Raw genomic sequence first — 11,717 nt, 5'->3', positions numbered from 1 at the left:
TCCTTGGCGGCTTCTGCGCTGCGCCCTGCCAGGCTGCGCACTTCTCCGGCCACCACGGCAAAGCCCCGGCCTTGTTCTCCGGCGCGGGCGGCCTCGACAGCGGCGTTCAGGGCCAGGATGTTGGTCTGGAAGGCGATGCCGTCGATGACGCTGATGATGTCTGCAATCTTGTTGCTGCTGGCGTTGATGCCTTTCATGGTCTCGACCACTTCGGCCACCACGTCGCCGCCTTGCACGGCCACGGTGCTGGCGCTCACGGCCAGCTGGTTGGCCTGGCGTGCGTTGTCCGCGTTCTGCCGCACGGTGGAGCCCAGCTCTTCCATCGAGGCGGCCGTTTCTTCCAGCGCCGAGGCCTGCTGTTCGGTGCGCGCGCTCAGGTCGTTGTTGCCCGACGCAATCTGCGAGCTCGCCGACGCAACGCCTTCGGCGTTGCTGCGCACGCCCGTGACCACGCGGGCCAGGTTGTCGCGCATGTCGGCCAGGGCCGTGAGCAGCTGGCCCATTTCGTCCTTGCCGCCAGCGGGCACGTCGATGGTGAGGTCGCCCTCGGCAATCGCGCGGGCTGCGCGCACCGCATGGTGCGCCGGGCGGGTGACGGCGCGCGTGATGCCAACGCCCAGCAGCGCAGCCAGCACCACACACACGGCCAGCGTCACCAGCAGCGAGATGCGCGCCATGCTGAACACCTGGCGGGCCTCCTCGCTAGCCTGCGTGGCGTTGTCGGCGTTGAGCCTTTGCAGCTGGCCCAGCGTTTCGGCCACGGCCACGAACGCGCCTTCGGACTCACCGGCATAGACCATGGACAGGGCATCGCTGGTCAGCTCCAGCGTCTCGGCAGTGGAGAAATCCACGCCGTTGGCAATCTCGACCAGCTTGGCCTGCAGCACGGCGTAATCGGCCTTGCGTTTTTTGTAGGCGTCAAAGATCTCGCGCTCTTTGGGGCTGCTGATCAGGGGCTCGTAGGTTTTCTCGACCCGCTCGATGTCCTTGACGCGCAGGGCCACCTGCTCGGAAAACGCCTTGACCTCCACCAGACTGCGCGCGGTGACCATGCCTGCCTCGGAGCGGCGCATGCGGTTGTAGAGCACACGCAGGTCCCCGGTCTGCGCCACGCTGGGCAGCAGGTTGTTGGCGATCTCGTCGGCATTGCTGTGGATGCGCGACATCTGCACCAGCGCAATCAGGCCCAGCACCGTGGTCAGCAGCACCACCGCCAAAAAGCCAGCACCCAGTTTGACGCCGATGCGCAGATCGGAAACTTTCATGTATCACCCTTCCAAAAACCCGGAGCCACAGTGCCGCAGCCCCCTGACGCACGGCCCGGACCGGCCTTCCGGCACCGGGCGATTTGTAACAATTTGAAGCACCAGTCTAGCAGCGCGGCGGGCCTCTGCGCCTTAGGCGGGACCCGGATGCGCCCCCAGCCCTGCTGCACGCCAGCAAGAAAAAAGCATGCAGGCCGCCGGGGCTTGCATGCTTCAATTTTTATAGCTATTTGCGCTTGATGGACGCGCGCAGAAGGCTGTTTTTGCATCCAACCCGGGCGCCACACCCGGGCAAAACACCTGGGCAGGTGCGCCTCAGGCCTGCGACTTCTTGTAGCTCTCGATGCCGTCCACGACTTCCTTCTTGGCGGACTCGATGCCTTCCCAGCCGAGCACCTTGACCCACTTCCCCTTTTCCAGGTCCTTGTAGTGCTCGAAGAAGTGGGCGATGGCGTTGCGGCGCATGGCGTTCACGTCGTCGATGGTCTTCCAGTGGTCGTACATAGGCAGGATCTTGGAGGTGGGCACGGCGATGACCTTGCCGTCCACGCCTGCTTCGTCTTCCATCATCAGGATGCCCAGGGGGCGGCAGGGCACCACCACGCCGGGGTGCAGCGGGTAGGGGGTGATCACCAGCACGTCCACCGGGTCACCGTCGCCCGACAGGGTCTGCGGCACATAGCCGTAGTTGGTGGGGTAGTGCATGGCCGTGGTCATGAAGCGGTCCACGAAGATCGCGCCGGATTCCTTGTCCACTTCGTACTTGATCGGGTCCGCGTTCATCGGGATTTCGATGACCACGTTGAAGGCTTCAGGGGCGTTCTTGCCAGGGGTGACGTTGTTGAGGGACATGTCTTTGAATAGTGGTTTGGGTAACGGCAACCCGCGATGCACAGAGCGCTGACGCAACGCAAACAAGCGCCATGAAGCGTCGGGATTAACCCTGATTTTAGGCGCAGGTCCCTTTCTACCCGCTTGCAAACCATGGTTTGGCTGTAAATTGGGCCCGTTGGCCAATCGACTCCCCGCCCTTTTCAAGCGGCGCAGGAGCACGAGGAAGCAACGCAGCGGAAGCACCACCGACCTGCGTTGTGATGTTTCCTTCCGTGCAACTGCAAAGATTGAAAGGAGTGACGAATGGCTGGAACTACAGCGCTGACTGCCCCCCTGATACTGGCTCTGGTTTGCGGATTGATTGCGGTGGCCTACGGGATCTGGGCGCGGGGATGGATCCTCGCCAAAGACCCCGGCAATGCCCGCATGCAGGAAATCGCCGCCGCCATTCAGGCCGGTGCCGCTGCCTACCTCGCCCGCCAATACAAGACCATCGCCCTCGTGGGCGTGGTGCTGGCGGTCCTCATCGGTATTTTTCTGGACGGCACCACGGCGGTGGGCTTTGTGGTGGGCGCAGTGCTCTCGGGCGCCTGCGGCTTCATCGGCATGAACGTGTCGGTGCGGGCCAATGTGCGCACGGCGCAGGCCGCCACGCAAGGCATCGGCCCGGCGCTGGATGTGGCGTTTCGCGGCGGGGCCATCACCGGCATGCTTGTGGTGGGGCTGGGGCTTCTGGGCGTCACGGCGTTCTACTGGTTCCTGGCCGGAAACGGCAACCTCACGCCCAACACCAAGCTGGCCACGCTGCTCAACCCGCTGATAGGCTTTGCCTTCGGCTCGTCGCTGATCTCCATCTTTGCGCGCCTGGGCGGCGGCATCTTCACCAAGGGCGCCGACGTGGGCGCCGACCTGGTGGGCAAGGTCGAGGCAGGCATCCCTGAAGACGACCCGCGCAACCCCGCCGTGATCGCCGACAACGTGGGCGACAACGTGGGCGACTGCGCGGGCATGGCGGCCGACCTGTTCGAAACCTACGCGGTCACGCTGATCGCCACCATGGTGCTGGGCGCGCTGCTGGTGGCCACCGCGCCGGTCAACGCCGTGGTCTACCCACTGGCGCTGGGGGCCGTGTCCATCATCGCGTCCATCATCGGCTGCTTCTTCGTGAAGGCATCGCCCGGCATGAAGAACGTGATGCCCGCGTTGTACAAGGGCCTGGCGATTGCGGGTGTGCTCTCGCTGGTGGCGTTCTACTTCGTCACGCTGTGGATCATCCCGGACAACGCGGTGGCCGCCAGCGGCAGCCAGCTGCGCCTGTTTGGCGCCTGCGCCACGGGCCTGGTGCTGACGGCCGTGCTAGTGTGGATCACCGAGTTCTACACCGGCACGCAATACTCGCCCGTGCAGCACATCGCCCAGGCGTCCACCACCGGCCACGGCACCAACATCATTGCGGGCCTGGGGGTGTCAATGCGCTCCACGGCCTGGCCAGTGGTGTTTGTGTGCACGGCCATCATCGTGGCCTACGGCCTGGCCGGGCTGTATGGCATTGCAGTGGCGGCCACGGCCATGCTGAGCATGGCAGGCATTGTGGTGGCGCTGGATGCCTATGGCCCCATCACCGACAACGCAGGCGGCATTGCCGAAATGGCCGAGCTGCCCAGCAGCGTGCGCGACATCACCGACCCGCTGGACGCGGTGGGCAACACCACCAAGGCCGTGACCAAGGGCTACGCCATCGGCTCGGCCGGGCTGGCGTCGCTGGTGCTGTTTGCCGACTACACGCACAAGCTCGAAACCTACGGCAAATCCATCAGCTTTGACCTGTCTGACCCGCTGGTCATCGTGGGCCTGTTCATCGGCGGGCTGATCCCCTACCTGTTCGGCGCCATGGCCATGGAGGCCGTGGGCCGCGCTGCCGGGGCCGTGGTAGTGGAGGTGCGCCGCCAGTTCAGCACCATCAAGGGCATCATGGACGGCACGGGCAAGCCAGAGTACGGCAAGGCCGTGGACATGCTCACCACCGCCGCCATCAAGGAGATGGTGATCCCCAGCCTGCTGCCCGTGATTGCACCGCTGGTGGTGGGCCTGCTGCTGGGCCCCAAGGCGCTGGGCGGGCTCCTCATGGGCACCATCATCACCGGCCTCTTCGTGGCCATCAGCATGTGCACCGGTGGCGGCGCCTGGGACAACGCCAAGAAGTACATCGAAGACGGCCACCACGGCGGCAAGGGCAGCGAGGCGCACAAAGCTGCCGTGACCGGCGACACTGTGGGCGATCCCTACAAGGACACGGCGGGCCCGGCCATCAACCCGCTGATCAAGATCATCAACATCGTGGCGCTGCTCATCGTGCCGCTGGTGGTCAAGTTCCACGGCGGGTAAACCCTTGGAACGTGTTTACGGTCTTATCACCGTCAAAAAGGGGCTTCGGCCCCTTTTTTGCCGCTTACCATCCGGGACAACGGTTTTTCTCCAGAGAAGATGGCCTTGAATCACACCACACCGTCTGCCGCCCCCGCTCCCTCCGGGCCCCACGCCCCGCTGTACCAGCGCATCGTCGAGGACGTGGTCGCCGGGGCCCGCCCGCTGATGGAGCGCATTGCCGAGGCCACGCGCATGTCCCTGCAGCAGCGCCTGGACCAGGCCCGCACCCCGGGAGAGCACCACGCCATGCTCGAAGCCCGCCAGCAGCTCATGCGGCTGAACGGGGTGATGAGCGAGCGCTACCCCGAGGCGCTGCGCAAGGCCCTGGAGCAACAATCCGGACACAAGGAAGAAAAGGCCACACGCTCGCTGTTCAGCGTGCATTTCGACGAGCTGGAGCTGATGGACGAAACCCAGATCAGCGACAGCGTGGAACGCGCCCGCGCCCGCCAGGTGCTGGCCTCGGCCGTCGAGGGGCCGCTGGCCGACCTCGACGCCCTGGTCTGCGCGGCCCTGGGGCAGCCGCAGGTGCGGCCCGAGCACAACCCGCTGCGCCCCGACGCTTTTTTGCAGGCGCTGCAGACCGTGGTGTCGCAGATGCAGGTCACCGAGCAGGTGCGGCACGACTGGATGGGGCAGATGGCTCAGGCGCTGGGCAAGGAGCTGCGGGCGCTGTATGTCGCGCAGACCGAGCGGCTCAAGCAAAGCGGCGTGCAGCCCGTGGGCTACGCCATGCGCCAGGCCAACGGCCAGTATGTGTATGTAGCCCCCGCCGAGGGCGGCGCATCGCCCGGCTTTGGCTTTGAGTCAGGCCCCGCCCATGATGTGGGCCCCATCGATCACCCCGAGCCCGCCACCGCCGACCCGCTGCTCACGCTGGGCCGCCTGCGCCGCCTGCTGCTGGGCGAGCTGGACGAGGCCGCCATTCCCGCGCAGCCCCCGGCGGCCCCCGAGACCTTTGCCGAACGCTTTTCCCGCGAGTTCGAGCATCCGGACTCGCTCCCCCGCATCGACCCGCCCGCCACCGACTTCGCCATGACCGTGCCCGCCGCCTTCGAGGCGCTGCAGGAGATGAACCAGGTCGGCCAGATGATGGAGCGCCTGGGCAGCCAGCGCGCACAGGCCGCAGGCAGTGCCCCCAGCAGCCCCGAAGGCGCCCCCGCCACCCCGCCGCGCCAGCACACCGGCGGGCTGGCCCAGGCCCTGAGCACCGAGGTGGTGGCGCTGATGGTGGACAACATCGCGCGCGACACCCGGTTGCTATGGCCCGTGCAGCAGTTCGTACGCGCCCTGGAGCCCGCCCTGATGCAGCTGGCGCTGACCGACACCCGCTTCTTCAGCCACAAGGAACACGCGGCGCGCCGCCTGCTGCAGGACATCACCGACCGCAGCCTGGCGTTTGACAGCACCGAGGCGCCGGGCTTCCAGAGCTTCATGCGCTCGCTCATGAACATCGCCGGACCGCTGTCCACCGCCACCATCGAGGGGCCGGAGGATTTCGAGCAGGTGCTGCAGCAGCTGCACGCCAAGTGGGCGCAAAAGGAGCAAGCGCGCAAGCAGGAGCGCCTGCGCGCCATCGAGGCGCTGGAACATGCCGAGCGGCGCCACCTGCTGGCCGCGCAGATCTCGCGCGAGATCTGGCTGCTGCCCGACATCGGCAAGGTGCCCGACGCCGTTTCGCGCTTTTTGCTCGGCCCCTGGGCCCAGGTCATGGCCGAGGCGCGCTTGGCCGACACCAGCCACAGCACCGATCCCGGCCGCTACCACGAGCTGGTGGAGGCCCTGATCTGGAGTACCCAGCCCGAGCTGACCCGCAAGAACACCGGCCAGCTCGCACGCCTGCTGCCCAAGCTGCTGGCCAAGCTGCGCGAGGGGCTGGCCTCCATCGACTACCCCGCCGAACGGACCGAGGCCATCTTCGAGTTGCTGATGCAGCTGCACCAGCAGGCCTTCAAGCCAGGCCCGCGCACGGCCACCCGTGCCCCTGCACCCCGCGCCGAGCCCCCCGCCCTGCCCCAGCCCGCGCCGCTGGGCGACGACGACCCCTGGGTCGCCCCCTCCGAGGCCAAGGAGTCCGGGTTCATGGAATCCTCCCAGGCCCCCGAATCCGAGAGCCCCGGGCCTGCGCCCACACCCGCCAGCGGCGCTGCCCCAGCCCTGCCACCCCTGGCGATTGGCAGCTGGGTCAACCTGCTGGTGGCCGGCCGGTGGGAGCGCACCCAGCTGTCCTGGATCGGCTCGCACGGCAACTTCTTCCTCTTCACCAGCGCATCGGGCCATACGCAGTCGATGACGCTGCGGCTGGTGGACCGCCTCATCCAGCAAGGCGCAATGCACATCATTGCCCAGCAGACCGTGGTGGACGGCGCCCTGGACGCCGTGGCAGAGGCCGCCATGCGCAACAGCGTGGACAGCCGGATGTAAATTGCTATTTTATTTATAGCAAACAATCAAATACGGTCGGGCGCAGACGGCCAATTTTCTGCTTCATATACCTGCCCGCATGCGGAATCTGCACCGCAAGGCAGACAGGTCCCGCCGTCATTGCGGCAAGGCTTGCCGGGCGGCAGGCAAGGAGAGTGCGGCCCGCAACCCGCCCAGTTCGGAAGACTGAAGATCCAAGCGCCCTGCGTACAGGGCCGCCAGCTCCTGCACGATGGCCAAGCCCAGCCCTGTGCCTGGCACCGTTTCGTCCAGCCGCACGCCGCGCTCCAGCGCCAACGCCCGCTGCGCGGTGCCAATGCCAGGGCCGTCGTCCTCGACGCTGACCACCATCTGCAGCGGCTGCCCGCCGTCGATATGCGCTTGCACCCGCACGCTGGACCGCGCCCATTTGCAGGCGTTGTCCAGCAGGTTGCCCAGCATTTCCTGCAGATCCTGCGCCTCGCCCGCGAAGAACAGCGGGGCTTCGGGCAGCCCGACGGTGATGTCCACGCCCCGCCCGGCATGCACCTTGTTCATGACCCGCACCAGCCCTGCCACCACCGGCTCCAGTGCTGTGCGCTGGCCCGGCAGGTGCACCGATGCGGCCACGCGCGAACGCGCCAGGTGCCAGTCGATGTGGCGCTGCGCCATCTGCACCTGCTCGTGCACCAGCGCAGCCATCACCGCGCCATCCGTGGCTGCAGGCGCGCGGGCCGCGTTCTCCAGCACCGACAGGGGTGTTTTCAAGGCGTGTGCCAGATTGCCGGCCTGGGTGCGCGCACGCTCCACCACCTCGGCATTGCGGGTCAGCACGGCGTTGAAGTCATTCACCAGCGGTTGCACCTCCGCAGGGAATGCCCCCTGCAACTGGGTGGTGCGAGCCTGCTGCACATCCTGCAAGCCCCGCTGCAGCGCCTGCAAGGGTTTCAGCCCCACCGCCACCTGGGCCCAGGCGGCTGCTGCCAGCAGCGCCAGCAGCACCAGCAGCGACAAACCCAGCACGCGCGTGAACTGTGCAGTGGCCGCCTGTGTGGCCTGCAGATCGGCCGCCACGATCAGCCGCCAGCGCGCCGCATCCACGCCCTCGGCACGCACGGTGCGCTCCAGCACCAGCAAGGGCGCGCCCTGCGGGCCAACCACTTCGTGCACATGCACGGCCCCATCGGTCAACGCATCGGCCTGCAAAACCAGGCTGGTATCCCACAAGGAGCGCGAGCGCAACACCCCGACCCGGCTGCGCCCGTCGGGCGCCATGGCATCCACCTGCCAGTACAGGCCCGAGTACGGCTTGAGCCAGCGCGGGTCCGACAGCGCCTGGGCTGCAACCACCGGCTGGCCCTGGCCATCGAACTCCAGCCGAGCCGTGACCTGGTCCAGCTGCTGCAAAAGGGTGGCCTCGAACTGCCGCTGCACATGCTCGCGAAACAGCCCGCTGAGCACCAGCCCCGCCAGCACCACGGCCACAGCCACCCCCACCACCGTGACCACCAGCAGACGGAACCGCAGCGACCGCGACCAGTGCCAGGCCGCAGCAGGAAACCCGCCCCAGCTCATGGCGGCACCATTCGGTAGCCCATGCCGCGCACCGTTTCGATACAGGTGCCGGGCAACTTCTTGCGCAGCCGCCCCACAAACACTTCGATGGTGTTGGAGTCGCGGTCAAAGTCCTGCGCATAGATGTGTTCGACCAGCTCTGCGCGCGACACCAACACACCGGGGCGGTGCATGAGGTAGTTCAGCACTTTGTATTCGTGCGCAGTGAGCACCACAGGCTGGCCAGCATGGGTCACGCGGCCGCTGCGGGTGTCCAGCTGCAAGTCGCCGCACTGCAGCACGGCAGACGCCTGCCCGCTGGCGCGGCGGATCAGGGCCCGCAGTCGCGCGAGCAGTTCTTCCATGTGAAAGGGCTTGGTCAGGTAGTCGTCGGCACCCGCATCAATGCCTGCGACCTTCTCGTGCCAGTTGTCGCGCGCCGTGAGGATCAGCACCGGCATGTTGCGCCCCTGGGCACGCCAGCGCTTGAGCACCGAGATCCCATCCACCACCGGCAGGCCCAGGTCCAGCACCACGGCATCCACCGCTTCGGTCTCGCCCAGAAACTGCGCGTCACGCCCGTTGTCGGCCTCGTCCACGGTGTAGCCCGCATCGTGCAGCGCGGTGCGCAGCTGGGCGCGTAGCAGGGTGTCGTCTTCTACCAGGAGGATGCGCATGGGCAGTGAACCACGGGGTCGGTGCTGGCCGTGTTATCGGCCGGTGCGCTGATCGTCGCGCGATTTGATGCGCAGCACCTCGGCGGTGCGCGCATCGAGCTTGACCTTGGTCAACTGCCCGGCAGGCGTCAGCAGCTTGATCTCGTAAATCCAGCGCTCGCGCTCCTGCTCCAGCTCCACTTCCAGCACCTGGCCCGGCATCTCGCGCTGCAGGCGCTCCAGCACCGTGGGCAGCGGCAGCACCTGGCCCGCCTGCACGGCCTGCCGGGCACGGTCGTGGTCGTCCTTGCCACTGGCCCCAGCAGGTGGCACGGCCAGCGCAGCAGCGCACAGCACGCAGGCCGCCAGGCGCCAGCGCTTGCCATGGCGGCCCGCAGCAACAGGGAGGAAGGAGAGAAAAAACATGGGCGCATTGTCCCGCGCGGTATCTGAACGGCCGATGAACAGCCCTTTCACGCGCCGTTCAGGCAGGGATTTCAACAATCGCCACACACGATGAAACCCACAAGGACCACGGCATGAAATCCCTTCGCACACTGACGCTGGCAGCGCTCTGCACACTTGCCGCCAGCAGCATCAGCCACGCCGCAGACACCACGGCCGCCCAGCAGCTCGCCCACTGGAGCGCCCAGGCCGGCAGCCCGGGCAATGCCGACAAGGGCAAGGTGTTCTTCGCCACACGCCATGGCGGCGAGTGGTCTTGCGCATCCTGCCACGGCACACCGCCCACCGCACAGGGCAAACATGCCAGCACCGGCAAGCCGATCGCGCCCCTGGCCCCGGCGTTCAACCCCAAAGCCTTTACCGACACCGCCAAGGTGGACAAGTGGTTCCGCCGCAACTGCAACGACGTGCTGAGCCGTGAATGCACCGCGGTGGAAAAGGCCGACGTGCTGGCCTACCTCAACGCCCTCAAGCCCTGAGAACGTCATGAAAAAACCAGTCCCATTGCGCTCTGCGCCCCTGGCCGCCGCCGCGTGCGCGCTGGCCCTGCTGTCCCTCACCAGCGCCCACGCGGACAGCGGGCGTGCCATGCCCCGCAATGTGCCCAGCGCCTACGCGCAGGAATGCGCCGCCTGCCACACCGCCTACCCGCCCGGCCTGCTGCCCGCAGCGTCTTGGAACCGCGTGCTGATGGGCCTGGACAAGCACTACGGCACCGACGCATCGCTGGATGCCACCACCGTTCGCCAGCTCAACCAGTGGCTGCAGGCCCACGCAGGCACCTACAAGCGCGTGAACGAAGAGCCGCCTGAGGACCGCATCACCCGTTCGGCCTGGTTTGAACGCAAGCACCGAAAGATCGAACCCGCCACCTGGAAGCTCGCCAGCGTGAAAAGCGCGGCCAATTGCGCGGCCTGCCACACGGGCGCAGACCAGGGGCAGTTTGACGACCACGACCTGCGCATGCCGGCGGGGCCGGATGCCCGTTCACGCCGCGCCTGGAACGACTGACCGCCACGCACGGCCCTCCTCAGGAGCCCCACAAGGAGAACACGATGAACAACACACCCACCCTCCATCCCGCCGACGCAACGGCGCAACCCGCTCCGGCCAAAGTGCCCAGCCGCCGGGTCATCGACGCACCCACACGCATCTTCCACTGGCTTTTTGCACTGAGCTTTGTGGGCGCCTACGCCACGGCCGACGGCGAGCACTGGCGGTTGCTGCACGTCACCCTGGGCTACACCATGGCTGGGCTGCTGGGCTTTCGCTTGCTGTACGGCATCTTCGGGCCGCGCACCTCGGGCCTGGGCCTGCTGTGGCGCAAGCTGGCCGGGGCGCCCGCATGGCTGCGCGCACTGCCTCAGGCCCCATCGGTCACGCAGATCAACTGGCGCCAGGGCCAGAACCTGCTGATGGCACTGACCATCGTGTTGCTGCTGGCGCTGGTGGTGCCCCTCACGCTCAGTGGCTACGCCACCTACAACGACTGGGGCGCTGCGCTGGGTGGCCACTGGATGGGAGAAGTGATGGAAGAGGTGCATGAGTTCTTCGGCAACGCCCTGCTGTTTGTGGTGCTGGCCCATATCGCGCTGATTGCAGGCTTGAGCGTGCTGCGCCGCAAGAACCAGGCGCTGCCCATGCTCACCGGCCGGGTGGAGGGCAAGGGACCCGATCTGGTCCCCAAGAACCGCGCCTGGCTCGCAGCCCTGCTGCTGATCGCGACACTGGCCTTCGGTGCCTGGCAGTGGCAGCAGTCGCCCAACGGCTGGGTTGCCAGCGGCATATCGACCGAACACCAACGGCACCAGGATGACGACTGAGTCATAGCCACCGACTACGAAAGAAACACCCCATGAAAATCTACATGTGTGCCGTTTGCGGCTGGATCTACGACGAGGCTGCAGGCCTGCCCGACCACGGGATCGCGCCCGGCACCCTCTGGGCCGACGTGCCCAACGACTGGCGCTGCCCCGAATGCAATATTGGCAAGGCTGACTTTGTGATGTGCGAGGTGTAAGAACCCCGGGTGCGGCCCACTGCGCTGCATCAGGGCTGCAGACACCAGCGCGCGGTATAACGGCTGCACCGTTGCGACCCTCCTTGCAACGCA

General features: G+C 66.8%; 11 protein-coding genes. 6 read left to right on the top strand and 5 right to left on the bottom strand.

Annotated features, from left to right (window positions below; translation table 11 throughout):
* Together CBY09_RS23280 and ppa are read right to left on the bottom strand one after the other, a co-directional pair.
* Positions 1–1,265 (bottom strand): methyl-accepting chemotaxis protein (locus CBY09_RS23280; protein ID WP_094291949.1); only part of this gene is annotated, 1,265 nt, incomplete at its 3' end.
* A gap of 315 nt (positions 1,266–1,580) precedes the next feature.
* Positions 1,581–2,117, bottom strand: a complete 537-nt coding sequence (gene ppa / locus CBY09_RS23275; RefSeq protein ID WP_094291948.1) for an inorganic diphosphatase — start codon at positions 2,115–2,117, stop codon at positions 1,581–1,583.
* A gap of 285 nt (positions 2,118–2,402) precedes the next feature.
* Here ppa and CBY09_RS23270 point away from each other — a divergent pair, with 285 nt between their 5' ends.
* On the top strand, positions 2,403–4,484 hold the full coding sequence (locus tag CBY09_RS23270; RefSeq protein ID WP_094291947.1) for a sodium-translocating pyrophosphatase: 2,082 nt from the start codon (positions 2,403–2,405) through the stop codon (positions 4,482–4,484).
* 99 nt (positions 4,485–4,583) lie between these two features.
* A complete protein-coding gene (locus CBY09_RS23265; protein WP_094291946.1) occupies positions 4,584–6,950 on the top strand; it encodes a DUF1631 family protein in 2,367 nt (788 codons plus the stop codon).
* A gap of 117 nt (positions 6,951–7,067) precedes the next feature.
* On the opposite strand, the gene CBY09_RS23260 is transcribed toward CBY09_RS23265, so the two are convergent.
* Genes CBY09_RS23260 through CBY09_RS23250 form a run of 3 tightly spaced genes read right to left on the bottom strand, consistent with a single transcriptional unit; the run spans position 7,068 to position 9,565 of the window.
* Entirely contained in the window at positions 7,068–8,504 is a 1,437-nt protein-coding gene (locus CBY09_RS23260; protein ID WP_094291945.1) for a sensor histidine kinase, read from the bottom strand.
* Entirely contained in the window at positions 8,501–9,160 is a 660-nt protein-coding gene (locus CBY09_RS23255; RefSeq protein WP_094291944.1) for a response regulator transcription factor, read from the bottom strand. Before CBY09_RS23255 ends, CBY09_RS23260 begins: the two co-directional genes overlap by 4 nt.
* Positions 9,161–9,193: 33 nt before the next feature.
* Positions 9,194–9,565, bottom strand: coding sequence for a PepSY domain-containing protein (locus tag CBY09_RS23250; RefSeq protein WP_094291954.1), 372 nt, complete (start codon positions 9,563–9,565; stop codon positions 9,194–9,196).
* Positions 9,566–9,678: 113 nt separating this feature from the next.
* Here CBY09_RS23250 and CBY09_RS23245 point away from each other — a divergent pair, with 113 nt between their 5' ends.
* From CBY09_RS23245 to CBY09_RS23230, 4 genes are read left to right on the top strand one after another with little or no spacing between them, the layout of a single operon-like run.
* A complete protein-coding gene (locus CBY09_RS23245) occupies positions 9,679–10,083 on the top strand; it encodes a DUF1924 domain-containing protein (RefSeq protein WP_094291943.1) in 405 nt (134 codons plus the stop codon).
* Between the two features lie 7 nt (positions 10,084–10,090).
* Positions 10,091–10,615, top strand: a complete 525-nt coding sequence (locus CBY09_RS23240) for a diheme cytochrome c (RefSeq protein WP_094291942.1) — start codon at positions 10,091–10,093, stop codon at positions 10,613–10,615.
* Between the two features lie 44 nt (positions 10,616–10,659).
* Positions 10,660–11,427, top strand: a complete 768-nt coding sequence (locus CBY09_RS23235) for a cytochrome b/b6 domain-containing protein (RefSeq protein ID WP_094291941.1) — start codon at positions 10,660–10,662, stop codon at positions 11,425–11,427.
* A gap of 32 nt (positions 11,428–11,459) precedes the next feature.
* Entirely contained in the window at positions 11,460–11,624 is a 165-nt protein-coding gene (locus tag CBY09_RS23230) for a rubredoxin (protein ID WP_094291940.1), read from the top strand.
* Positions 11,625–11,717: the final 93 nt, after the last annotated feature.

It is taken from the genome of Acidovorax kalamii, assembly GCF_002245625.1.
In the GTDB taxonomy this organism is placed as follows: domain Bacteria; phylum Pseudomonadota; class Gammaproteobacteria; order Burkholderiales; family Burkholderiaceae_C; genus Acidovorax; species Acidovorax kalamii.
This window is presented reverse-complemented; position numbering and strand designations above follow the sequence as displayed.